This is a genomic window from Rhodovulum sp. ES.010 (assembly GCF_900142935.1).
GTDB lineage: Bacteria > Pseudomonadota > Alphaproteobacteria > Rhodobacterales > Rhodobacteraceae > Rhodovulum.
In genome coordinates this window covers 2483599-2507400 of sequence record NZ_FSRS01000001.1, presented here as the reverse complement: position 1 = coordinate 2507400, position 23802 = coordinate 2483599, and the positions used below count along the sequence as shown (strand labels likewise).

At 68.5% G+C, this 23802-nt stretch carries 22 protein-coding genes; 15 read left to right on the top strand and 7 right to left on the bottom strand.

Features of this window, described 5'->3' with window-relative positions:
• Positions 1 to 68: 68 nt before the first annotated feature.
• Positions 69 to 596 carry a DUF3576 domain-containing protein gene (locus BUR28_RS12335; RefSeq protein WP_074220399.1) on the bottom strand — a complete coding sequence of 176 codons (528 nt, stop codon included), beginning with the start codon at positions 594 to 596 and terminating at the stop codon, positions 69 to 71.
• Positions 597 to 840: 244 nt separating this feature from the next.
• Between BUR28_RS12335 and BUR28_RS12330 the strand changes: the two genes are divergently transcribed.
• The 3 genes from BUR28_RS12330 to BUR28_RS12320 all read left to right on the top strand — a co-directional run bounded on the left by BUR28_RS12330 (position 841) and on the right by BUR28_RS12320 (position 4827).
• Positions 841 to 1881, top strand: a complete 1041-nt coding sequence (locus BUR28_RS12330) for a porin (protein WP_074220398.1) — start codon at positions 841 to 843, stop codon at positions 1879 to 1881.
• Between the two features lie 126 nt (positions 1882 to 2007).
• Positions 2008 to 4164 carry a tetratricopeptide repeat-containing sulfotransferase family protein gene (locus BUR28_RS12325; RefSeq protein WP_074220397.1) on the top strand — a complete coding sequence of 719 codons (2157 nt, stop codon included), beginning with the start codon at positions 2008 to 2010 and terminating at the stop codon, positions 4162 to 4164.
• A gap of 9 nt (positions 4165 to 4173) precedes the next feature.
• Positions 4174 to 4827, top strand: coding sequence for a YggS family pyridoxal phosphate-dependent enzyme (locus tag BUR28_RS12320; RefSeq protein ID WP_074220396.1), 654 nt, complete (start codon positions 4174 to 4176; stop codon positions 4825 to 4827).
• Positions 4828 to 4836: 9 nt separating this feature from the next.
• Here BUR28_RS12320 and BUR28_RS12315 read toward each other — a convergent pair whose 3' ends face one another.
• A complete protein-coding gene (locus BUR28_RS12315; protein ID WP_074220395.1) occupies positions 4837 to 5331 on the bottom strand; it encodes a L,D-transpeptidase family protein in 495 nt (164 codons plus the stop codon).
• 139 nt (positions 5332 to 5470) lie between these two features.
• Between BUR28_RS12315 and BUR28_RS12310 the strand changes: the two genes are divergently transcribed.
• On the top strand, positions 5471 to 5653 hold the full coding sequence (locus BUR28_RS12310) for a hypothetical protein (RefSeq protein ID WP_074220394.1): 183 nt from the start codon (positions 5471 to 5473) through the stop codon (positions 5651 to 5653).
• 7 nt (positions 5654 to 5660) lie between these two features.
• Here the strand turns inward: BUR28_RS12310 and ribA are convergent, their stop codons facing one another.
• Complete coding sequence (gene ribA / locus BUR28_RS12305; protein ID WP_074220393.1) at positions 5661 to 6740, bottom strand: GTP cyclohydrolase II; 1080 nt, start codon at positions 6738 to 6740, stop codon at positions 5661 to 5663.
• A 158-nt stretch (positions 6741 to 6898) separates the two neighbouring features.
• Here ribA and BUR28_RS12300 point away from each other — a divergent pair, with 158 nt between their 5' ends.
• Both BUR28_RS12300 and BUR28_RS12295 read left to right on the top strand, forming a co-directional pair.
• Positions 6899 to 7585 carry a response regulator transcription factor gene (locus tag BUR28_RS12300; RefSeq protein ID WP_074220392.1) on the top strand — a complete coding sequence of 229 codons (687 nt, stop codon included), beginning with the start codon at positions 6899 to 6901 and terminating at the stop codon, positions 7583 to 7585.
• A 119-nt stretch (positions 7586 to 7704) separates the two neighbouring features.
• Positions 7705 to 9042 carry an alanine/glycine:cation symporter family protein gene (locus tag BUR28_RS12295; protein WP_074220391.1) on the top strand — a complete coding sequence of 446 codons (1338 nt, stop codon included), beginning with the start codon at positions 7705 to 7707 and terminating at the stop codon, positions 9040 to 9042.
• A 206-nt stretch (positions 9043 to 9248) separates the two neighbouring features.
• Here the strand turns inward: BUR28_RS12295 and BUR28_RS12290 are convergent, their stop codons facing one another.
• Positions 9249 to 10652: a methyl-accepting chemotaxis protein gene (locus BUR28_RS12290; RefSeq protein WP_074220390.1), complete on the bottom strand. Its 1404-nt coding sequence runs from the start codon at positions 10650 to 10652 to the stop codon at positions 9249 to 9251.
• Positions 10653 to 10796: 144 nt separating this feature from the next.
• On the opposite strand from BUR28_RS12290, the gene BUR28_RS12285 reads away from it, so the two are divergent.
• The 5 genes from BUR28_RS12285 (at position 10797) to BUR28_RS12260 (ending at position 14773) form a co-directional block, all read left to right on the top strand.
• Positions 10797 to 11585 (top strand): exodeoxyribonuclease III, encoded by a 789-nt coding sequence (locus BUR28_RS12285; protein ID WP_074220389.1) that lies wholly within the window; start codon positions 10797 to 10799, stop codon positions 11583 to 11585.
• Between the two features lie 72 nt (positions 11586 to 11657).
• The gene (gene trxA, locus BUR28_RS12280; protein ID WP_074221634.1) at positions 11658 to 12569 is read left to right on the top strand and encodes a thioredoxin; all 912 of its coding nucleotides are present in this window, start codon (positions 11658 to 11660) and stop codon (positions 12567 to 12569) included.
• Positions 12570 to 12596: 27 nt separating this feature from the next.
• The gene (locus BUR28_RS12275) at positions 12597 to 13241 is read left to right on the top strand and encodes an LON peptidase substrate-binding domain-containing protein (protein ID WP_074220388.1); all 645 of its coding nucleotides are present in this window, start codon (positions 12597 to 12599) and stop codon (positions 13239 to 13241) included.
• Between the two features lie 26 nt (positions 13242 to 13267).
• Positions 13268 to 13420 carry a Trm112 family protein gene (locus BUR28_RS12270; protein WP_139307641.1) on the top strand — a complete coding sequence of 51 codons (153 nt, stop codon included), beginning with the start codon at positions 13268 to 13270 and terminating at the stop codon, positions 13418 to 13420.
• Between the two features lie 330 nt (positions 13421 to 13750).
• Positions 13751 to 14773: an alpha/beta hydrolase family protein gene (locus BUR28_RS12260; RefSeq protein WP_074220385.1), complete on the top strand. Its 1023-nt coding sequence runs from the start codon at positions 13751 to 13753 to the stop codon at positions 14771 to 14773.
• 75 nt (positions 14774 to 14848) lie between these two features.
• On the opposite strand, the gene BUR28_RS12255 is transcribed toward BUR28_RS12260, so the two are convergent.
• On the bottom strand, positions 14849 to 16075 hold the full coding sequence (locus tag BUR28_RS12255; protein WP_074220384.1) for an FAD-dependent monooxygenase: 1227 nt from the start codon (positions 16073 to 16075) through the stop codon (positions 14849 to 14851).
• Between the two features lie 85 nt (positions 16076 to 16160).
• On the opposite strand from BUR28_RS12255, the gene BUR28_RS12250 reads away from it, so the two are divergent.
• The 4 genes from BUR28_RS12250 to BUR28_RS12235 all read left to right on the top strand — a co-directional run bounded on the left by BUR28_RS12250 (position 16161) and on the right by BUR28_RS12235 (position 22209).
• Positions 16161 to 17492: an amidase gene (locus tag BUR28_RS12250; protein WP_074220383.1), complete on the top strand. Its 1332-nt coding sequence runs from the start codon at positions 16161 to 16163 to the stop codon at positions 17490 to 17492.
• Positions 17493 to 17628: 136 nt separating this feature from the next.
• Complete coding sequence (locus BUR28_RS12245) at positions 17629 to 18810, top strand: aminotransferase class I/II-fold pyridoxal phosphate-dependent enzyme (RefSeq protein WP_074220382.1); 1182 nt, start codon at positions 17629 to 17631, stop codon at positions 18808 to 18810.
• A 28-nt stretch (positions 18811 to 18838) separates the two neighbouring features.
• Positions 18839 to 21526 carry a DNA translocase FtsK gene (locus tag BUR28_RS12240; RefSeq protein WP_254813742.1) on the top strand — a complete coding sequence of 896 codons (2688 nt, stop codon included), beginning with the start codon at positions 18839 to 18841 and terminating at the stop codon, positions 21524 to 21526.
• An 83-nt stretch (positions 21527 to 21609) separates the two neighbouring features.
• Positions 21610 to 22209 (top strand): LolA family protein, encoded by a 600-nt coding sequence (locus BUR28_RS12235; RefSeq protein ID WP_074221633.1) that lies wholly within the window; start codon positions 21610 to 21612, stop codon positions 22207 to 22209.
• Between the two features lies 1 nt (position 22210).
• Here the strand turns inward: BUR28_RS12235 and BUR28_RS12230 are convergent, their stop codons facing one another.
• Complete coding sequence (locus BUR28_RS12230) at positions 22211 to 22786, bottom strand: transglycosylase SLT domain-containing protein (protein ID WP_074220380.1); 576 nt, start codon at positions 22784 to 22786, stop codon at positions 22211 to 22213.
• An 82-nt stretch (positions 22787 to 22868) separates the two neighbouring features.
• Entirely contained in the window at positions 22869 to 23750 is an 882-nt protein-coding gene (locus BUR28_RS12225) for an AEC family transporter (RefSeq protein ID WP_074220379.1), read from the bottom strand.
• Positions 23751 to 23802 lie beyond the last annotated feature (52 nt).

Below are 23802 nucleotides of genomic sequence, written 5' to 3'. Positions count from 1 at the left end.
GCGCCGTGCATAGTCCGCGAAGCGCGGGGCGTCCAGTGGGGGCGTGGCGGCCTGGGCGGCCCCGCGTCTCAGAGCTGACTGTCGCGCATGCGGATCTGGCGGGCGCGGGTCAGGATGGCGTCCTCGACGGCGCGGACCGTGGCCGGGTCGACCGCGCCGCCGCGCGTCTGAAGCGAAACCTTGAGCGAGCGCGCGTCAAGCGCAGGGTCCTGCACGTAGACGGTGGCGCGATAGGCGCGGCCGCCCCCCGGCGGCGTGCCGTAGCCGGTCGCGATCACGCCGGAAAACGGATCGACCGAGCGCACGGGAAGGAAGTTCAGCACCTCCAGCGAGGCCTGCCAGAGATACTTGTTGACCTCGACCGTGGTGTTCGGATCGTCGGCGTTGGTGAAAAGCTCGAAGATCGAGCCGCGGCGCTCGCGCTCGCGCTCGATCTCGGCGATCGGCGTGTTCTGGCGCTGGCGCGCGATGTTCTCGGCGCGCGCGCTGTCGGCGGCGGGGCCGCGGTCGCGCTGGAACAGCCCGCCGCCGCAGCCCGAGAGGCCAAGGGCCAGAACGCCGATCAGCGCCCCGCGGGAGATGCTGTGGAAGGTCATGGCCTGCGCCCTCGTTGATCCTTCGGGGTCTTTAGCCGAGGCAAACGGGCCGGACAAGGTTTTTCCCTTTTCCCACGTCCGCTTGGCCCCAAGGGCGGTGTGGCATCCCTGCATCAATCCCGCGCGGCGTTTGGAGCCCCCGCCGCTGTTCCTTGCAATTCGGGGGGGTAAGAGCGAAACCCACAGCATACTCAGATCGGGTGCTCCGGCCTGAGGTGCATCTTGAAACGAATGAGGGAAAACCATGAAAAAGGTTCTCTTCGCGACCACCGCCCTCGTCGCATCGGCCGGCGTTGCCGCGGCGGACATCACCTTCTCGGGCTCGGCCGAGATGGGTATCATCGGCGGCGGTGACGACGCGCCGGTCGGCCCGTTCATCGGCGAAAACGTCGACGCGGCCAGCGGCGCCACCCAGTTCAACAGCGACCTGACCCTGTCGGTCGGCATGTCCGGCGAAACCGATGCCGGCCTGTCCTTCGGCGTGAACTTCGACATCTCGAAGGACAACCCGGACTCGAACGGCAACCTGGGCGTCGATAACGAAGCCGCTTTCGTCTCGGGCGCCTTCGGCACCCTGACGCTGGGCGAAATCGACGGCGCCATGGACAACCGCCTGACCGAAAACATGGGCAACCCGGGCACCATCGGCGACGATGAAACCATCCACGTCGGTTACATGGGTACCTATGGCGACGGCGCCTACGACAACCAGATCCTGCGCTACGACTACGAGTTCGGTGACTTCGGGCTCTCGCTCTCGACCGAGATCGACGATGCCAAGTCCGGTGCGGATGCCGGTTACGCGATCGCCGTGAGCTACTCGACGATGGTCACCGGTGTCGACCTCGGCTTCGGCCTCGGCTACCAGACTCTCGAAGTGGATGCTGGCGGCTACTCCCCGGGCAACCTGGGTTCCTACCTTGCCGCTCCGTACGCCGCGGCCGGCGATGACCTCGACATCGTGGGCATCACTGCCACCGCCGACTTCCAGAACGGCTTCGTTGCCGGCCTGGAATACTCGGACTGGGACTTCCAGACCGCGAACGACGCGGATCACTGGGCGATCTCGATGGGTTACGAAATCCAGGCCTGGTCGTTCCACGCCAACTACGGCATCTTCGACGTCAACAACGTGGGTGATATCGACGGCTACGGCCTCGCGGTGGCCTACGACCTGGGTGGCGGCGCTTCGCTGCACCTCGGCTACGGCGACGGTGACGGCCCCGCCGGCGTGATTGCCAACGACATTGAGACCTGGTCCTTCGGCGTCGCGATGTCCTTCTAAGTCGCACGACGTGACCTTCGGGAAGAGCGGGCCTTGCGCCCGCTCTTTTCCGTTTCGGGCCGTGAAATCGACAAGCCCCGCGGCCCGTGCTAAGGGCATCGCGAAGCGCCCCCAGGTTTTGCTCCGATGCGTCCGCCCAGCCCCAACGACATCGCCCGTCTGTATCGCGAGGCCGTCCAGCGCCAGTCCGCCGGCGATCTCGACGGCGCGGAGGCGCGGCTGCGCGCGGTGCTGTCGGTGCGCCCCCGCCAGGCGGAGGCGCTGTTCCAGATGGGCCGCATCGCGCTGGCCCGGGGCGCGGCCAAGCGGGCGGTCCAGCATCTCGACAAGGCGGCCGAGGCGAAGCCGGGGGAACCGGCGATCTGGCTCGCCTATGCCCAGGCCATCGCCGCGCTGGCAGACAAGGGGCGCACGCGCGGATTCGTGAAACGCGTCAAGGCCGCGAAGCTGCCGCCCGATGTGGTGGCACGGGTTCAGGACACGCTGGCCGGTGCGGCCCCGCGCAGCGCCCCCGACCTCAAGGGCGTGCCGCCCCAGGAGGTCCGCGCCCTGGTCGATCTCGTCAATGCGGGGCGAATGGACGAGGCCGAGCCGCGCGCCGCCGCGCTGCGCGGGCGTCACCCGGACGTCGCGCTTCTGGCCGACATCCATGCGAACGTGCAGGCCCGGCTTGGGCAGCACGAGGCCGCGCGGGCGAGTTTCGAGGAGGCGCTGCGCCTCGACCCGGACTTCGCCGAGGCACGCGCGAATTACGGCCGGTTCCTGGTGGAGACCGGCGCCGCCGCCGAGGGCGTGGCCGCGTTGCGCGGCGCGCTGGACCGCGCGCCGTCGCTCGTCCCCGCGCTGCTGGGGCTTGGCGTGGGACTCACCCGACTTGGCGAGACCGACGAGGCGGTGGAGGTGCTGCGCCGGGCCGCGGACCTGCAGCCCGAGGCCGTGGAGCCGCGGCGCCGCCTGGGTCAGGCGCTGTCGAGGGCGAAGGATTACGCGGCGGCCGCCGACGCCTTCGGCAAGGCCATCGACCTGGGTGACCGCCGGGCGGAGACCCACGCGGCGCACGCCCACGCGCTGGAGCATGCCGGCCGGCCCGAGGCCGCGCTCGCCGCCCATGACGCGGCGGTGGCGGCCGCGCCGGACCGGCCCCAGTTCCACGGTCTGCGCGCGATCCTCCTGCAACAGATGGGCCGGTTCGACGAGGCCGACGCGGGCTTCCGTCGGGCGATCGACCTCGACCCCGACAGCGGCGAGTCCTACCGGCTGATGGTAAAGGGGCGCAAACTGGCCGAGGGCGATCCGCTGATCGCCGAGATGGAGACGCTCTGGGAGGGCGATTCGCTGTCCGACCACAGCCGGATGAACCTCGGCTTCGCGCTGGCCAAGGCGATGGAGGATACCGGCCGCCACGACCGCATCTTCGCCTATCTCCACCCGGCGAATGCGCTGATGCGCAAGCTCCACCCCTTCGACATCGCCGAGCGGCGCGTCGAAATCGAGCAGGTAAGGGCGGGTGTCGCGGGCACCGATTTCGCCCGGCGCCAGGTCGCGGGCACGACCGACTACGCGCCGATCTTCGTCACCGGCATGCCGCGCTCGGGCACCACGCTGGTGGAGCAGATCATCGCCAGCCATTCCCGCGTGACCGGCGGCGGCGAGTTGGGCTACCTCGTGCCCGAGGCGATGCGGATTCTGGGTGACGGCTCGGGCGGTCTCCGCCCGCTCGAAAGCCTCTCGGATGACGAGATCGCGGGGTTCGGGCACAAGGTCGAGGCGCATTTCAGGATGCGGCTGCCGGGCGCCGAGATCGTCACCGACAAGTCGATCCAGACCTACATGATGGCCGGGCTCGTGCGGCTGGCCCTGCCGCGGGCGCGCATCGTCGTCGTGCATCGCGACCCGCGCGACACCTGCCTGTCGATCTACAAGAACATCTTCGCCGAGGGCACGCATCGCTATGCCTACGACCTGCGCGACCTTGGGCTCTATTACCGCATGTTCCTCGACATGGTGGAGTTCTGGCGCGACCGGCTGCCAGGCGGGTTTCATGAGATCGCCTACGAGGACCTGATCGCCACGCCCGAGCGCGAGGCGCGCGCGCTGATCGCCGCCTGCGGGCTGGAGTGGGAGGACGCCTGCCTGGATTTTCACAAGACCGAGCGCCGCATCGCCACGCTCAGCCTTCACCAGGTGCGCCAGCCGATCTATGCCTCGTCGATGAAGGCGTGGGAACGCCACGCCGAGGAATTGCGCCCGCTGATCGAGGCGCTGGGCGACGCCGCTGAGTAAGGAGACGACATGAGCCTCGAGGAAATCCGGGACCGGGTGGCGAAGGCGGAGGCCGAGGCGGGGCGCGCGCCCGGCGCGGTCACGCTGATCGCGGTGTCGAAGGTGCAGCCGCTGGAGCGGGTCGAGGCGGTGCTGGAGGCCGGGCACCGTATCTTCGGCGAGAACAAGGTGCAGGAGGCCCAGGGCAAGTGGCCCGCGTTCATGGAGCGGTTCGAGGGCGTCGAGCTGCATCTCGTCGGCCCGCTGCAAAGCAACAAGAGCCGCGCGGCGGTGGAGCTGTTCGACGCGATCCATTCGCTCGACCGGATCAAGCTGGCCCGCCGGCTCGCCGACCACGCGCAGGAGCGCGGCGCCTGTCCCGAGATGTTCGTGCAGGTCAACACCGGCGAGGAACCGCAGAAGGCCGGCGTCCTGCCCGCAGACGCCGACGCGTTCATCGCCGAGTGCCGAGCGATGGACCTGCCGCTGCGGGGACTGATGTGCATCCCGCCCCTGGACGAGACGCCGGCACCGCATTTCGCGCTCCTCGGCAAGATCGCGGCGCGCAACGGGCTTGAGGGCCTGTCGATGGGGATGAGCGGCGATTTCGAGCAGGCCATTGCGCTGGGCGCGACCCACGTCCGGGTTGGGTCCGCCATTTTCGGCGAACGCGATTACGGCTGACGGGCTCGTTCAGGGCACGATGAGCCGGGACCCCGGGGTCAGCCGCGCGGCGATCCATCGCAGGTGGTCGGGCTGCAGCGCGACGCAGCCCGCGGTGGGGTAGCGGGGCTTGCGCCACTGGTGCAGGAAGATCGCCGAGCCGCGTCCGCGATCCGCGCGCGGCCAGTTCCAGTCGGTGATCAGCACCAGGTCGTAAAGTGGGTCGGCGCGCCGAAGCCGCTCGTGGCTGTGAGGGTAGGGTGCGCGGACCATCAGGTTGTAGTTTGCGTCGCGGGAATCGTCCGACCAGAGGTCCGGGGGCCCGATCGGGACGGCCCAGTCGGCGGGCGCGGCCATCCGGTCGGGCCGGTAGAGCATTCCCACGATACGGTGCGTGCCCCGTGGCGTGGCGCCGTCGCCTTCGCGCTTGTGCGCGGTGACGCCGGCGCGACCGATGGCGCGGGGAAACCGGCGCCCGGCAAAGCGCAGATGCGTCGGGGCCAGAACCAGGTCAGTTGCATGCATGTTGTGCACTCTGCCCCGGCCGGGCCCCGAGGGGAAGGCGTGCTTGAGGTCGATCAAGCGCGGCGCCCGCGCCCCGTGTTAAGAAAACGTCGAGCAGGCCCTTAGGTCTGCCGCATGGAACGACAGAAGGAGGCTGAAGATGGAAACGGCCAAGGTGATGGACTATGCCCGTTCGCTCCTCGACGCCCATGGCGACAAGGCCGAAGCGGAGGCTGCGCAGAAGGCCGCCGCGCACGAGGCCGCGGGCGAGAAGGACCAGGCCAAGACCTGGCGCGCGATCGAGACGGCGATCCGCCAGATGCGCCCGCCGCATCAGGGGTGAGCGCCCGTCACAGAAGGTGGCCCGACTTCTTCGCCTTCGTGGCGAGGTAGCGGGCGTTCTCGGGCGTGTGCCCTACCTTTAGGGGCACCCGTTCGGTCACCTCGATCCCGTTGGCGCGCATCATGTCGATCTTGGCTGGGTTGTTTGTCATCAGCCGCACGGCTTGGAACCCCATTTCGCGCAGGATCGCCGCGCCGATGCGGAAATCGCGCTCGTCATCCTCGAAGCCCAGGCGATGATTCGCCTCGACCGTGTCGAATCCCTGGTCCTGCAGGGAATAGGCCCGCATCTTGTTGGCCAGGCCGATCCCGCGCCCTTCCTGGTTGAGGTAAAGCAGCACGCCCGCGCCCTCGGCCCCCATCTGCGCCAGCGCGGCGGTCAGTTGCGCGCCGCAATCGCATTTGAGGCTGCCCATCAGGTCGCCGGTGAAGCAGGCCGAATGCAGCCTTGCCAGAACGGGCGCGGCGCGCGACGGGCTGCCGATCTCGACGGCGTAATGCTCTTCGCTACCATCGCCGGGGCGGAATACATGCACGCGGGCCGATTGCGAGACGGCCAGAGGCACGCGGGCGGCGACGACCTCGGCGATGTCGGTTGCCGCCTCGATCGCGGAGGTCGCCTCGGCGAGGGTGACACGCGTCAGCCCCTGCGCGGCGGCAAAGGCGTCGGGGTCGTCGATGTTCAGCGCCAGCGCGGCGGGCAGCAGGCGGGCGGTCTTGGTCAGCCAGAGCGCGGCCCGATGCGCCGATGCGTCGCCCTCGCGCAGCGCGACGAACGGGCCGAGGAGCGGTTTCGCCAGGTCGTCCGCGGGCTCGGCGACCGAGCGCACCCAATCGGGGCCGACATCGTCGGGCAGGCGCAGCCGCGCGAGATCGCCGTCATAGGGTCGCGCCTTCAGCGTTGCCGCCCGCCGCGCGGTGATCGCCAGAACCGGCGTGCCGCCGAGGGCGCGCAGCGCCTGCAGCCGGGGCTGGGTCAGCGTCTCGGCCGCCAGCACGACAAGCGGACCAAGCACGACCGGGACGCCCATGCGCAGGTCGCCGCGGGCACGGGCGAGGCGTTCGGTGCTGTCGGGGCCAAGGGGCATCTGCGGTCCTTTCCACGGGCTCTGGTCTAGCGCCAAATTCGACAGATATGAAACAAATGGCGTCTCCGCCACACGCTTGCGTGAAATGGCTGTTGCAAATCTTGGCGGGGGCGTGAGGCAGCGACATCTGAGCGGGAACGAGACAGAGGAGGCAGACCATGAGCACCCTGAAGAAGATCCTTCTTGTGGATGACGACGACGACCTGCGCGAGGCGCTGAGCGAACAGCTTGTCACCACCGAGGACTTCGACGTGTTCGAGGCCGCTACCGGCGCCGAGGCGATGGAGAAGGCCAAGGCCGCGATCTACGACCTCGTCATCTTGGACGTGGGCCTGCCCGACACCGACGGGCGCGAGCTGTGCCGGCTGATGCGCAAGCAGAACGTCAAATGCCCGATCCTGATGCTGACGGGCCATGACAGCGATGCCGACACGATCCTCGGCCTCGACGCGGGCGCCAACGACTACGTGACCAAGCCCTTCAAGTTCCCCGTGCTCCTGGCCCGCATCCGCGCCCAGCTGCGCCAGCACGAACAGTCCGAGGACGCGGTGTTCCAGCTCGGGCCCTATACCTTCAAGCCCGCGATGAAGATGCTGATCACCGAGGAAGAGCGGAAAATCCGGCTCACCGAGAAGGAGACAAACATCCTCAAGTTCCTCTACCGCGCGTCCGAGGGCGTGGTGGCGCGCGACGTGCTGCTGCACGAGGTCTGGGGCTACAACGCGGGCGTGACCACGCACACGCTGGAAACCCATATCTACCGGCTGCGCCAGAAGATCGAGCCCGATCCGTCGAACGCGCGGCTTCTGGTGACCGAATCGGGGGGCTATCGCCTCGTCGCCTGAGTTATGCGCGGGAAGGATAGCCGCCTTGTCCAACGCGCAACCGTGCGTCTTCTGCCCCATGCATATGCCCCGAGCCTCTGCTAGGGACGCGCCCGTCATCAACGGACTCGGGGCAAACGATGCAAGACATCCTGAATTCAATCAGTTCCTTCGTTTGGGGGCCACCGGTTCTGGTGCTGCTCCTCGGCACGGGGCTGTTCCTCACCCTGCGGCTGGGCCTGCTGCCGCAGCGCAAGCTGGGCTACGGCTTTCGCATGCTGTTCGAAGGGCGCAGCAAGCAGCCCGGACATGAAGGCGACATCACCCCCTTCCAGGCGCTGACCACGGCGCTGTCGGCCACCATCGGGACCGGCAACATCGCCGGGGTGGCCACCGCGATCTTCCTCGGCGGGCCCGGCGCGGTGTTCTGGATGTGGCTGACGGCGCTTGTCGGCATGGCCACGAAATATGCCGAGGCGGTGCTGGCGGTGAAGTTCCGCGAAAAGGACGAGCGCGGGCGTTATGTCGGCGGGCCGATGTACTACATCCGCAACGGTCTGGGGCCGCGGTGGGGCTGGCTGGCCTGGGCCTTCGCGCTGTTCGCCACGATCGCCGCGTTCGGGATCGGCAATACCGTTCAGTCCAACTCGGTCGCCCGCGCGGTCGAAGGGACTTTCGGCGTGCCCTACCTGTGGACGGGGCTGGCCATGGCCGCGCTGGTTTTCGTCGTCATCATCGGCGGGGTGAAGCGGATCGCGTCGGTGGCCGAATACCTCGTGCCCCTGATGGCGGGGCTCTATATCGCGGGCGCGCTGGTGATCCTGGCGGTGAACATCGTCGATGTCCCAGCGGCGTTCGGCCTGATCTTTTCGGACGCCTTCACCGGAACGGCTGCGACGGGCGGTTTCGCCGGGGCCGCGGTGATGGCCGCGATCCGCTTCGGCGTCGCCCGGGGGATCTTCTCGAACGAGGCGGGCTTGGGCTCGGCCCCCATTGCCCATGCCGCGGCGCTGACCGACGATCCGGTGCGCCAGGGCAACGTGGCGATGCTGGGCACCTTCATCGACACGATCGTCGTCTGCACGATGACCGCGCTGGTGATCATCACCACGGGCGCCTGGACCAGCGGAGAGACGGGCGCGGAACTTTCGGCGCTGGCCTTCCAGACCGGTCTGCCGGGCGGCGAACTGATCGTCAGCCTGGGCCTGATCGTGTTCGCCTTCACCACCATGCTGGGCTGGAGCTATTACGGCGAACGCGCGGCCGAATATCTGTTCGGGGTCAAGGTGATCCTGCCGTTCCGTCTGCTCTGGGTGGCCGGGGTCGTGGTCGGCGCGGTCGCCAATCTCGGCCTGATCTGGATCATCGCGGACATCATGAACGCGCTGATGGCCATCCCGAACCTGATCGCGCTCGTCGCGCTGAGCGGGACGGTCGCGGCGGTCACGCGCGCCTATTGGCAGAAGCAACGGGCCTGAGCCCATTGCGGCCCAGGAACGACGCTCCGCCGGTTTCCGGCGGGGCGTTTTTCCTGCTTAGGGCACCAGGCACTCGCTGGACCGGCCCTGCAGATTGCCCCGTAACGGCAGTCAGCTTTTCCGCCCGTGCCGGTCAGAACCTGCATGCATGACGCCCGCCCGCGCGGAGACGCGGTCGCGCGAACCGAGAGGTCCGATGCCGGCGTCTAGAACCGGTAGGCCAGGCGCAGCCCGCCCCAGTGCCGCCCCCGGACCGAGATCGGCGCCGAGAGGTCCTTCATCAGGGCGAAGTTCCCGCCGCCCATGTCGCGGCGGTAGACCTGGATCAGGAACGGGTCCTTCGACTGCCCGGCGCGCAGGCCGACGCGGTCGTCGAAGATACGCCGGTTGCGGCAGTTGGCGGCATTCCAGACAGGGTCGTCGCCCTGGGGGTGGGAATACTTCAGATTGTGCGTCGGCAGATAGCCGTTGCGGTCGACCGCCGCGCAGAACACGATGCGCGGGTCAAGCTCCAGCGCCGGCTCCTGGACATCCGGCAAGAGCCTGTCGGTCAACGCGGTGAAGGGGGCCATGACCTGCTGCGGATCGGTGTTCGGGATCGGGGTATAGCTTGCGTCGAACAGGGTTTCGGCCCGGATCCGGCCCGCCTCGACGGCTTTCTCGAACATCCCGCCGATCCGCCCGGCGGCGTCGCGCACGAACTCGATGAGGGCGGCATCGGCATGGGCCCCGCCCGCCAGAACCGAGTTCTGGACCACGGATTCGCCCTGCCGCACCAGGCCCTCGACCTGGCCCCGGGCATCCTTGACGCCCTCGGCCGTCCGCCGGGTGGTGTCGATGAGTTCGCCGAAACAGGGGGTGAAGCGGTCGTTGGCGGTCCGCACGTCCGCGGCCCGGCTGGCGATGTCGAGCGCGGCGGCGCGCGTGACCTCGACCGAGCCGGTCATCTGGCCGAGCCGCTGATCTGTCTCGGTCGCGGCGTCGAGCACCGCGGCGGCATCGCGCGAGGACTCGCCCGCCTCGGCCTGAAAGGTGGTGATCGTATCGTGCAACCCCGAGATCGCCTCGGAAATGGTGGCGGCCGCGGTCGCGCTTTGCTGCGAGAGCTGGTTCACCGCCTCGGCCACAACGGCGAAGCCACGCCCGGCATCGCCGGCCCGCACCGCCTCGATCTTGGCGTTGATGGCAAGGATGTTCACCTGCTTGGCGATGCCCACGATCTGCGCGTTCGATTCCTGCACGGCCTGCAGCGTGCTGACGACATCGGCCAGACGCGAATCGACCGAGCGGACCCAGTTGGCCACGTTCCGGCTTTTCTCGCTGGTGTCGCGCAACAACTGTGCCGAGCCCGACACGGCCTCCATCGTCTCCTCGGCGGAGCCGGTGACCCGGTCGGCCGCGCCTTGCACGCTTTCATTGGCCGCGGCGACGGCGGCGGCCGCTTCGTGCGCGGCCTTGATATGGCCCAGCTGCGCCTGGGCGGTCCTTTCGAGGTCATCCAGGAAGGCGGCCACCTCGACGATGTCGCGCCCCAGCACCTCGCCGCTGCGGACGATGGCGTTGAGATGCACGTCGTTGGCGCGGTCGTCGAAACCGGGGTCAAGGGGCATGGCAGGGTCCATTCTTCGGGCGCCCCCTTTGTCTCACCAGAGACTTTCCGAGGCGTTAATGCCCGTCCCTCGCGCGGCCCGTCCCTTGTGGCCCGGCGCCGCCCGCACTAGCTTGCGCGCCGTTGCCCCGAAGCGGAGACGCGCATGCCTTTCACCCTCGCCACATGGAACATCAACTCGATCCGCCTGCGCGAGGCGCTGGTCAAGCGGCTTCTGACCGAGGAGGCCCCCGACATCCTGTGCCTGCAGGAATGCAAGAGCCCGGTCGAGAAGATGCCGCTGGAGACGTTCCGGGGGCTTGGCTACGGCCATATCGTCGCCCGCGGGCAGAAGGGCTATAACGGCGTCGCGATGCTTTCGAAGCTGCCGCTGGAGGATGCCGGCGAGATGGATTTCGCCCGCCTCGGCCATGCCCGCCACGTCGCCGCGCGGCTGGAGAACCGCGTAACGATCCACAATTTCTACGTCCCCGCGGGCGGCGACGTGCCCGACCGCGACGTGAACGAGAAGTTCGGGCAAAAGCTCGATTACGTCTCCGAGATGCGCGACTGGTTCCGCGACACCCGCCCCGAGAAATCCATCCTGGTGGGCGATCTGAACATCGCGCCCCGCGAGGACGACGTCTGGTCCCACAAGCAGCTTCTCAAGGTGGTTAGCCACACGCCGGTCGAGGTTGAACATCTGGGCGCCGCGCAGGCGGCCGGCGGCTGGGTCGACGTCACCCGCGCCGACATCCCCGAGGGCAAGCTGTATTCATGGTGGTCCTACCGGGCGCGAGACTGGGACGCCGCCGACAAGGGCCGGCGGCTCGACCATGTCTGGGCCTCGCCCGACATCGCGTCGGCCGCCCATTCCAGCCGGATCCTGCGCGCCGTGCGCGGCTGGGACAAACCGTCGGACCACGCGCCGGTCTTTGCGTCCTTTGATCTGTAGCATTGGCCCTTGGGTTTTTCCGCGGGAAACTCATATAAGGTGCAAAATCCTTGAACGGCGGAGATGAACGACATGCTGGAACTCGGCGGGAACACGGGCGGCGCGCAGCCGCAGGGCGATCTGATCAAGGATATCTCCGAGGCGACCTTCATGGAGGACGTGATAGAGGCCTCGAAAGAGGTGCCGGTGATCGTCGATTTCTGGGCGCCCTGGTGCGGACCCTGCAAGACCCTGGGCCCGATGCTGGAACAGGCCGTGACCGAGGCCAAGGGCCGGGTCAAGATGGTCAAGCTCAACGTCGACGAGAGCCAGCAGGTGGCCGCCCAGCTGCGCATCCAGTCGATCCCCACGGTCTATGCCTTCTTCCAGGGCCAGCCGCTCGACGGCTTCCAGGGCGCGCTGCCGCAATCCGAGATCAAGGCCTTCGTCGAGCGCGTGGCTGGCGCCGCCGGCGACGGTGGCCTCGGCGAGGCGATCGAGGCCGCCGAGCAGATGCTGGCAGAGGGCGCGGCCGTCGACGCGGCCCAGACCTTCGCCGCCATCCTTGGCGAGGAGCCCAACCACGCGGGGGCCTATGGCGGGCTGATCCGGGCGCACCTGGCGCTGGGCGAAACCGACCAGGCGGAAAGCCTGCTCGCCTCGGTCCCGGCGGACATCGCGGGCGCGCCCGAGATCGAGGCGGCGCGCGCCCAGCTCGAGCTGTCGCGCCAAGCGGCGGAGGCGGGTCCCGTGGCCGAACTGCGCGCCGCCGTCGACCACGACCCCGACAACCGCCAGGCGCGCTTCGATCTGGCCAAGGCGTTGCATGCCTCGGGCGAGGTCGAGGAGGCCGTGGACCAGTTGCTGGAGCTGTTCCGCCGCGACCGGGAGTGGAACGACGGCGCGGCCAAGGCGCAACTCTTCACGATTTTCGATGCGCTGAAACCGCAGGATCCAATCGTTCTGAAGGGCCGCCGGAAACTGTCGTCGATGATATTTGCCTGACCGGTGGCGCGGCCTAGCTTGCCCGTCATGATTTCAGCGGCCGACCTGCCCGACACCATCCCCGTCTTCCAGCTTCCGGGCGCGCTGTTGCTGCCGCGCGCCCGGTTGCCGCTCCACATCTTCGAGCCGCGCTACCTGGCAATGCTCGACGACACGCTCAAGACGCCGCACCGGCTGATCGGGATGATCCAGCCGCGCGAGATTCCGGGCAGCAGCGAACGCAAGCTGCATGCCATCGGCTGCGCGGGGCGGGTCACGGCCTTTTCCGAAACAGAGGACGGCCGCTACATGATCACGCTTTCCGGCATTTCGCGCTATCGCATCACGCGCGAGGTGTCGGGCTTCGCGCCCTATCTCAAGGCCGACGTGTCGTGGGACGGGTTCTCCCGCGACTTGGGCCCGGGCGAGGAGGACAAAGGCTTCGATCGCGAGCCCTTCATGGCGTTGCTGCGGCGCTTCTTTGCAAGCCGGGGCCTGGCCACCGACTGGGACAGCCTGCAAGAGGCCGAGGACGAGCTCCTGATCAACTCGCTGTCGATGCTCTGCCCGTTCGCGCCCGAGGACAAGCAGGCGCTGCTCGAGGCGCCGTCGCTCGCCACGCGGCGCGAAACCCTGGTCACGCTGATCGAATTCGCCCTTCGCAGTGGCACCGACGAGGAGAAGATGCAGTGAGCGACCTGCCCCCGGCCGACCGCAAGATGCTGGAGGCACTGGTCTGTCCGGTTACCCATGCGACGCTCACCTACGAGGCCGAGCGCCAGGAACTGATCTCCAGGGCGGCACGTCTCGCCTTCCCGATCCGTGGCGGCATCCCCATCATGCTGGTTGACGAGGCGCGCCAGTTGGACTGACCCAGCGTTGGGGGCCGTCGCCGACGACGCGCGCGTTTTTGTGTTAGGCCGCTCCCTTACCGGAACCGGAAGGGAGCAACGTCATGCGTATTCCGGTCTTGCTCGCCGCGGCGGCGGTTCTGGCCGCGGCCCCGGCGCTCCATGCGCAACCGCCGCCCACCTGCCCCGTCGCCCTGTCCGATACCCTCTGCGACAATCCCGAGTTCCAGAGCTGCGCCATCGATGTCGGCGGCGTGCTGCGCCATTATTGCCTGCACGAGCCTGCCAGACCGCAGGCGAACCTGCCGGTGGTCTGGGCGGGGGCATGGGCGTACCGGCGATGGCGGTGTGATGGGCGGTCACCTGACCGACCAGACCGAACAGGGGATGGTGCTCGTCGCGCCCTCGGCGCTGCAATCCGGGGCCGAATGCGTTCCGGCTTGGCGGCACCTGGGCCCGGCGCGTGCCGACTGGGCCGCGCTCGACACCGGGGCGCATACCTGCACCGCGCCCGCCGGCGCCGCCCCGCACACCACCGACAACGATGCCGACCTGCATTTCGTCGAAACGCTGATGGCCACGCTTGATGGCGAGATCGCGGGGGCCTCGCATTACGCGCTGGGCTTTTCCAATGGCGGCGGCATGGTCTACCAGCTGATGATAACGGCACCGCTTTCGGCCAGGTTCCAGGGCTTTGCGGCGCTGGCCAGCCACGCCAACGCCGAAAAGAGGGCCGCGGCGGGCGGCGGCAGCGCGGGGCCGTGGGGCGCCGAACGCGAGGTTCACCACCCCTTCCTGGGCCAGCAGGACACGGCGGACCGGGTCTTCTTGCCGCTTGCGCAGATGACCGAACGGACGCAGGATCTGGTCGACGGCGCGCCCGGCGCGGTTGCGGCCGTCGCCGCCGGAACCGCGACGCGGGCGCAGCAAAAGCTCGCGGCCAGCGACTGCAACATGGGCGGCACGCTGACGGTCGAGGGTGTATTCCGCTGCTGGGCCGCCTATCTCATGGCGCAGGGGCTGAATGGCAACACCTACATCGACGAGGGGTATCTGACGCGCCGCTGGCTGCTCGCGCGCAACCGGCCCGCCCCCCGCGCCCACGAAAGCCTCTATCCCGATCTCGGCCATGGCCGAGATTTCGGCCCGCGCCGCGAAGATGCGACCGTCACCGTGCGCCGCGAATGGCCCGCCACCGGCGAGGCGAACAGCCAGCCCGTCGTCTGGCTGAACAGCATCGACGCGACGCATACGCTGGCGGGATCGCGCGGCGTCTATCCGCCCTGCGGCAGCAACCACTGCGACATCGACGCGATCGGCGAGGTGCTGCAATTCTGGCGCGCGAATGCCGGGCTGGTGTCGCGCTGGCGCTGAGGCCGGGGGCGCGAAACCTCATATCGGGGTCATATGCGACTCATATCGCCGCTTCCGGCCCGACCGGGCCGCCCGTCACAGCGGCCGGCCGGTCATCAGCCGGGGCAGGTCGCCGGTCAGCCCGGCCGCCTCGCGGATGAACCGGCGGCGCAGGCCGGGCAGGGCGTTGACCACCCCCATGCCCAGATCGCGGCCCATCCGAAGCACGGGGTTGTCGTTCGAAAACAGTCTGTTGAAGGCGTCTGTCCCGATCGCCATCACCGCCGTGTCGAAACGGCGCCAAACCTGGTAGCGTTCCAGGACGTCGATCGCGCCGATATCCTCGCCGCGCCGCCGCGCCCCGACCAGAGTTTCCGCCAGCGCGCCCACGTCGCGCAGCCCAAGGTTCAGTCCCTGCCCGGCGATCGGATGCACCCCGTGCGCCGCATCGCCGAGAAGCGCCACGCGCGGGGCGACGAAGGCATTGGCGATCGTCAGGTTCAACGGATAGCTGAAGCGGTCGCCCTCCAGTGCGATTTCGCCCATGAAATCGCCGAAGCGCGGGCGCAGCGCCGCGAGGTAGCCCTCGGCGTCGATCGCCTCGATCGCCGCGGCATTGGCATGGGTCTCGCTCCACACGATGGAGGAGCGGTTGCCCGGCAGCGGCAGGATCGCGAGCGGTCCCTCGGGCATGAAGAACTGGTGCGCCGCGCCGTTATGCGGTTTCTCGTGGGCGATGGCGCAGACCAGCGCGGTCTGCCCGTAATCCCACCCGGTGCGCCGGATCCCGGCGCGCATCGCCGTGCCGGATCGGCGTCCGTCGCAGCCCACGAGAACCCGGCCCCGCAGTGTCTTGCCAGAGGCGAGCGTTACCGTCACGCCAGTGGCATCCGGCGCCTGCGCGACGACGGTTTCCTCCGAAAGCGTCGTGATCCTGGGGTCCGCCGCCATCGCGTCGAGGAAGGCGCGCCGAAGGTACCGGTCCTCCAGCATGTAGCCCATCGGGCCTTCCTCGATCTCGCCGTGGTGGAAATCCAGGAAGAACGGCGCCGGTCCCTCGCCCGCGCGCCCGTCCGAGGCGACGATCTCGAGGATCGGCTGGCTGCGCGCATGCACTTCGTTCCAAAGGCCGATGGCCTGCAGGAGCCGAGTCGAGGCCAGCGCCAGCGCATAGGAGCGCCCGTCGAACCTGTCCTCCGCCCGCGTGTCCTTGGGGAGCGCGTCGATCACCGTGACCGAAAGCCCGCCTTGCGCCAGTGCCAGGGCCAGTGCCGGGCCGTTGAGCCCGCCGCCCACGATCAGGATGTCGGAGTCGAATGCCATGCCCCGCTATATGGCGGTGCGGGCGGGATTGTCCATAAGCGGCGCGCCCGCTAGCGTCGGCGCGGACCAGCTTGGAGGACGGACGATGGCGAGTGACTGGCGGCGCATGAGCGCGGGGGCGCTGGGCCGGGGGATCGGTTCGGGCGAGATCGACCCGGTGGACCTGACCGCCGCCTTTCTCGACGCGATCGCGGCGCATGAGCATGGCGACCGCATCTATGCCCGCGTGACCCGCGACCGCGCCCTGTCCGAGGCCGAGGCCGCGCGCACCCGGGCAAGGCTGGGCCTGCGGCGCGGGCCGATCGACGGGGTGCCGATCTCGTGGAAGGACCTGTTCGACAGTGCCGGCGTGGCGACCGAGGCGGGCTCGTCCCTGCTGAAGGGACGTGTCCCGGGACGCGATGCCGAGGTCCTGGCGAATGCGACCGCTTGCGGCCTCGTCTGCCTGGGCAAGACGCACATGACCGAACTGGCCTTCTCGGGGCTGGGGCTGAACCCGGTGACCGAGACGCCGCCTTGCGTCAACGACCCGGACGCGGCGCCGGGCGGATCGTCTTCGGGGGCGGCGACCTCAGTCGCGTTCGGGCTGGCCGCGGGCGGGATCGGGTCGGATACCGGCGGCTCGGTCCGGGTGCCGGCCGCGTGGAACGACCTCGTCGGGCTCAAGACCGGGGCGGGCCGTGTGTCGCTGGCGGGGGTCGTGCCGCTGGCGCCCCGGTTCGACACGGTCGGGCCGTTGACCCGCACGGTGGAGGACGCGGCCCTGCTGCTGGCCGCGCTGGAGGGTGGACAGCCGGCCGATCTGCGGGGCGCGACCCTGAAGGGCGCGCGGCTGATGGTGCTGGACACCGTCGCCTTCGACGATATCCGCGAGGCGCCGAAAACCGGCTTCGAAAGCGCGGTGGATCGCCTCGGACGGGCCGGTGCCACGGTAGTGCGGGCCGATATCCCCGAGGTGTCCGAGGCGATGACGCTGTCCGGCGTGCTCTACGCGACCGAAGCGTATGCGACTTGGTCCGACGCCATCGAAGCCGCGCCGGAAAAGATGTTCCCCGAGGTGCTCAAGCGCTTCCGCGGCGGGCGCGACTTCTCTGGCATGGACTATGTCGCCGCCTCGCAGAAGCTCGACAGGCTCCGCCTTGGCTACGCCGCGCGGGTGGCGGGCTTCGATGCGGTGCTGGTGCCGACGGTGCCGATCCTGCCGCCAAACACCGCCGCCCTGCTGGCCGATGCGGACCTCTTCGTGTCCGAGAACCTGATGACGTTGCGTAATACGCGGATTGGCAACCTGATGGGTCTTGCGGTGCTGACCCTGCCGACCGGCGTGCCCTCGGCGGGCATTTCCCTGATGGGGCCGGCCGGATCGGAAGAGCGTCTGCTGCGCCTGGGCGCGGCGGCCGAGGCGGCGCTGGCCTAAATGCCACAGCCCGGGCCTTGCCTCTGTGGCGGGGCCGGTGCGCGTCTGGACCGGAACGGGAACACCCGATATCGTGATGCTCAAACGGGGCGCGGGAGACGCCCCGATCAGAGGCAGCACAGGCAGACAGGGGTCCATGACCTTTCCCAAGCGGTTTTCGAACCTGCCAGAATACGCGTTTCCGCGGCTCCGGCGGCTGCTGGACTGCCACGGGCCGGGCGGCGCGCCGCTGCGCATGAGCATTGGCGAGCCCCAGCACGCCTTCCCGCCCTGGGTCGCGGGTATAATCGCCGAGCATGCCCAGGAGTTCGGCAAATACCCCCCCAATGACGGCACGCCCGAGCTGCTGAGCGCGATCTCGGACTGGATCGCGCGGCGGTACCGCGTGATCGTCGAACCCGACAGCCGGATTTCCGTGCTGAACGGCACACGCGAAGGGCTGTTCAACGCCGCCCTCGCGCTATGCCCCGAGGAAAAGGCGGGGCACCGCCCGGTCGTCCTGACACCCAACCCGTTCTACCAGGTGTATTCCGTGGCCGCGCTCGCGGTCGCGGCGGACCCGGTCTACGTGCCGGCGACCGCCGAGACCGGGTTTCTGCCCGATTACGGGGCGTTGGCGCCAGACCTCCTCGACCGCGTCGCGATCGCCTATCTCTGCTCGCCGTCGAACCCGCAGGGCGCCGTCGCCGACAAGGGCTACTGGGCGGACCTGCTGCGCCTTGCCGAGAAGCACGATTTCCAGGTCTTCGCCGACGAGTGCTATTCCGAGGTCTACCGCGACGACCCGCCCGCCGGCGCGTTGGAGGTGGCCGACGAAATCGGCGCCGACCCCGAGCGGGTGCTGGTGTTCCACTCGCTGTCCAAGCGGTCGAACCTGCCGGGCCTGCGCTCGGGGTTCTGCGCGGGCGGTCCGCAAAGCATGAGCCGCATCCGGCAGTTGCGCGCCTATGCCGGGGCGCCGATGCCGCTGCCGCTTCAGCGCGTGGCCGAGAAGGTCTGGGCCGACGAGGCCCATGTGGAAGAGAACCGCCGACTTTATCGGCGCAAATACGAGATCGCCGACGAAATCCTGGGCGATGTGCCTGGGTACCGGCCCCCGGAAGCCGGGTTCTTCCTGTGGCTGCCGGTGGAGGACGGCGAGGCGGCCGCGCTGGAAACCTGGCGGATGACCGGGGTGCGGGTGCTGCCGGGCGCGTATCTCTCGCGCGAGGTCGCGGGCGAGAACCCCGGGAAGGGGTATATCCGCGTCGCGATGGTCGCGCCGGAGCAGGAATTGCGGCACGGGCTCACGCGGCTCCGTGGCTGCCTCTTTGGTTGAGGATGGTTAGGGTATGGCATCGTATCAGATGAAGGGACGCGAACCGCTTCTCGATTCCAGCATGCAGGCGGCGATCGAGCGACGGGGCAAGGAACTCATCGGCTTCACGCTGATCGGCGCCGCGATTCTGATGACGCTGATCCTGGGCAGCTACGTCCCCGAGGACCCGAGCTGGCTGTCGGCCACCGATGCCCCGGCCGAGAACGTCATGGGCCGGTTCGGCGCCTCGATCGCCTCGCCTCTCTTCATCATCGTGGGCTGGGGCGCCTGGGGGCTTGTCGCGATCCCGGCCGCTTGGGGCCTGCGCTTTGTCACCCATGTCGGGGAAGAGCGCGCGCTGTCGCGGCTAATCTTCGCGCCGGTGGCTATCGCGCTCGCGGCGGTCTATGCCTCGACCCATGTGCCGCCCGCCTCCTGGACCCACAGCTTCGGCATGGGCGGGCTTTTCGGCGACACGGTGCTGGGCGCGATCCTCGGCGTGGCGCCGGTGGACACGGTATTCGGGTTGCGCGTGGTGGCCGCGCTCGTCTGGCTCGGCGCGTTGGCGACGGGGCTGTTCGTGCTCGGCACCGACCGCGACGAGTTGCGCCGGTTCGGCCGGTTCCTGCTGATCGGGGTGATCCTGACCTATGCGGGCCTGCGGAGGGCGCTGGGGCAATCCGCGCAGGGGGCGCTGGGCGCGGGCCAGCGCATCGGCGCCGAGATCCGCGCCCGCCGCGCAGCACCGGCGCAGGCGGCCCAGGGCGAGCCGCGCCTGACCCGCCCGGCGGAGCCCGAGGTCGTGACCGCCCCGCCCGCCCGAACGGGCTTGCTCGCCCGTCTTCCCAGTCTGCGGCGGCGGGTGACAGAGCCCGAGCCGGAACTGGTCGAGCGCGACGTCGATTTCGACGCCGAGGCGTTCGGCCCGATCTCGGAAGAGCGGATCAAGGCGCGCATCGCCGATGTCATCCGCAACCGCAATGGCGGTGCGCGCCCGGTGCACCGCGCCGAGCCCCCCGTCGTGCGCGGGGTCGAGACCGCCTTCGATGAACTACCGTCCGAGCCGCCGGTAAGCGCCGAAAGCCTCGCCATGCCGGGTCCGCGCGCCCCGGTCGAGGAGCCGCGCCGCGGCGTGGTTCAGCACCCGCCGAAGAAACCCGTGCCGCCGTCGCGCCGGGCGCAGGAAGAGGCGCAGCCCGCGCTGCAATTCGACGACCCCGCCAACGGCTACGAACACCCGCCTCTGTCGCTTCTGACCTCGCCCGACTCGGTCGAACGGCACGTCCTGCCCGACGAGGCGCTGGAAGAAAACGCGCGCATGCTGGAAAACGTGCTCGACGACTATGGCGTGAAGGGCGAGATCGTCAGTGTCCGCCCCGGCCCCGTCGTCACGATGTACGAACTGGAACCCGCCCCGGGGCTCAAGGCATCGCGCGTCATCGGGCTGGCCGATGACATCGCGCGCAGCATGTCGGCACTGTCGGCGCGTGTGTCCACCGTGCCGGGGCGCAGCGTCATCGGGATCGAGCTGCCCAACGCCAACCGTGAAAAGGTGGTTCTGCGCGAGATCCTGTCGTCTCGCCATTTCGGAGACAACGCGGCGCGCTTGCCGCTGGCGCTTGGCAAGGATATCGGGGGCGAGCCCATCGTGGCCAACCTTGCCAAGATGCCCCACCTCTTGATCGCGGGGACCACCGGCTCGGGGAAATCCGTGGCGATCAACACCATGATCCTGTCGTTGCTCTATCGCCTCACGCCCGACGAATGCCGGCTGATCATGATCGACCCGAAGATGCTGGAACTCAGCGTCTATGACGGCATTCCGCATCTGCTGTCGCCCGTCGTCACCGACCCGAAAAAGGCCGTCGTCGCGCTGAAATGGGTCGTGGCCGAGATGGAAGAACGCTACCGCAAGATGTCCAAGATGGGCGTGCGTAACATCGAGGGCTATAACGGCCGGGTGCGCGACGCGCTGGCCAAGGGCGAGATGTTCAAGCGCACGGTCCAGACCGGCTTCGACGACGAGACCGGCGAACCCGTCTTCGAGACCGAGGAATTCCAGCCCGAGACCTTGCCTTATATCGTCGTGATCGTCGACGAGATGGCCGACCTGATGATGGTCGCGGGCAAGGAGATCGAGGCCTGCATCCAGCGCCTGGCGCAGATGGCGCGGGCCTCCGGCATCCACCTCATCATGGCGACCCAGCGCCCCTCGGTCGACGTGATAACCGGCACGATCAAGGCCAACTTCCCCACGCGGATCAGTTTCCAAGTGACGTCCAAGGTCGACAGCCGCACGATCCTGGGCGAGCAGGGGGCGGAACAGCTGCTCGGCATGGGCGACATGCTCTATATGGCCGGCGGTGGGCGGATCGGCCGCGTGCATGGGCCGTTCGTGTCGGACGAGGAGGTCGAGGAGATCGTCAATTTCCTCAAGGCCTATGGTCCGCCCGACTATGTCGGTGGCGTGGTCGAAGGCCCCGACGACGACAAGGAAAGCGATATCGACCTTGTTCTGGGGCTCGGCGGCAACACCGACGGCGAGGACGCGCTTTACGACCAGGCGGTGGCCATTGTGTTGAAGGACCGCAAATGCTCCACCTCCTACATCCAGCGCAAACTTGCCATCGGCTACAACAAGGCCGCGCGGCTGGTCGAGCAGATGGAGGAGCAGGGCGTCGTGAGCCCCGCCAACCACGTGGGCAAGCGGGAAATCCTGGTACCCGAACAGGCGTGACCGGCGGGGGCGCGAGCCCCTCGCCCTTTCGTGACGCATTGGCAGATGCATCGGGCCGCGAGAGGGCCTAGATTGACATCATGATGAAGCGCCTTGCCCTATGCCTCGCCCTCTGGGTGGCGGCCGCAGCACCCGGCCTTGCCGACCGGATTCCGCTTTCGCGGGTCTCGGCCTATCTCAACAGCTTCACGACGGCGCAGGCGGATTTCACCCAGGTGAACGCCGACGGGTCGATCTCGACCGGGCGGCTATCGCTACAGCGCCCCGGCCGGGCGCGGTTCGAATACGACCCGCCGAACGAGGGGCTGGTGATCGCGGGCGGGGGGCAGGTGGCGATCTTCGACGCCAAGTCGAACCAGCCGCCCGAGAAATACCCGCTGGCCAAGACGCCGCTGAGCATCATACTGCAGCGCAACGTTGACCTGACGCGCGCGCGGATGGTCGTGGGCCATGACGGCGACGCGACGTCGACCCGCGTGGTGGCCCAGGACCCCGAGCATCCCGAATATGGCACCATCGCGCTGGTCTTCACCGGAGATCCGGTCGAACTCCGGCAATGGGTCATTACCGACGATACCGGCCAGGCGACGACGGTGATCCTTGGCGAGATGAAGACCGGCGTGGACCTCTCGGCGCGGCTGTTCAGCATCGTTCAGGAAACGGCCGCGCGGATTCAGGACTGAGCTAGTAACGGCAGGCGGCCAGTTGGGCGTTGTAGCTGTGCGCCCGGGCAGCGACGCGGCTGGACACGTCCGTCAGCCACCCTTTTCGCCGGTAGCTGCCGCGCGCGTAGCCCGCATGGCCGTCATGGTAGGCAAGATACTGGTTGCGGGTGTCCGTCAGCGGAATGCCCAGCTTTTCCCGCGTCTGCGCCATGTACCAGCCCATGAAATCCGTCGCGTCGTAGATGTCGTCGCGGCGGGCGCGGCGCTGGCCGGTGTCCCGGCGATAATCGTCCCAGGTCCCGTCCAGGGCCTGGGCGTAGCCGTAGGCCGAGCTTTGCCGCCCCATCGGAATGATACCCAGCACGTAGCGATGCGGTGTGCGCGCGTCGCCGATGAACTTGCTTTCCTGGTGGATCATCGCCATCTGCACGGGAACCGGCACGCCCCAGCGCCGCTCGGTCCGCTCCATCGCGCGCATGTATTTCGGCCGTTCTTTCGCGATCGCGCAGGCGTTGTCGAGATCGCGCGGAGGCGAATACCCGCCGCCACAGCCCGCAACCGCCAGAATCGTCGCCACGAGAAGGAGTCTGCTCATCTGCCCCTCGTCTGCTCTTGTTCTTTTGTTTGATCCCAGCATAGGCGAATTCGGCCGCCGGGAAAACGACAAAGCTGCGCGATCAGATCAGAAACGCGAGAGTGACGGGCAGCGTGATGACCGAGAGCAGGGTGGAGACGACGACGAGACCCGCGACAGCCTCCGCATCGGCGCCGTATTTCTCGGCCAGCAGATAGGAGGTCACGGCCACCGGCGTGGATATCTGCAGCACGAGAACGGCGAAGGGCACCGGGTCGAGGGCGAACCAGCGCCCCACGGCGACGGTAGCGGCAAGGCAGAGCGCCAGCTTGACGGCCGACAGCCACATCGCGCGCGGCAGGTGGCCCGGATGCAGCCGCGCGATGGCGACGCCCAGCGTGATCAGCATCAGTGGTATCGCCATTTGCCCAATCAACTCGAGCGTGTTGGTGAGGAATACCGGCGTTTCCCAGCCCTGCCACAGGAACAGCCCGCCCAGAAGAGTCGCCGCGACCAAGGGCTCCTTGACCACCTTGACGAGCGACCCGCCGCCCGAGACGAGCCAGACCCCGAAGGTGAAGGAATAGACCGCCATCACCGCGAAGACGACGACGGCATAGCCCAGCCCCGCGTCGCCGAACGCGAACAGCGCCAGCGGCAGGCCCATGTTGCCCGTGTTGCCGAAGATGATCGGGGCGAGGTAGGTCCGCCGCTCGAGCCGCGCCAGCGCGACGACGCCGATGCACAGCACCGTCACCACCCCGTAGGCCACCAAGGCCGCGAGCGAGAGCGCCGTAAGCGCCTGGGGGTCGATCTCGGTCTGCATCAGGGCGGTGAAGATCAGGCAGGGCACCGACAGCGTCATCGCAAGCTGGGTGACGAACTGGACGCGGTACTCGTTGCCGAGGCGGACCCATGCAAACCCAACGCCCGCCAGCAGAAAAACCGGCGCGACGATCTCCAGCACTGTGAGGACGAGGTTCACACTCTGTTTCCCGGAAATCCGCCCTGTCGCATGGACATTGCCCCATCCGGGG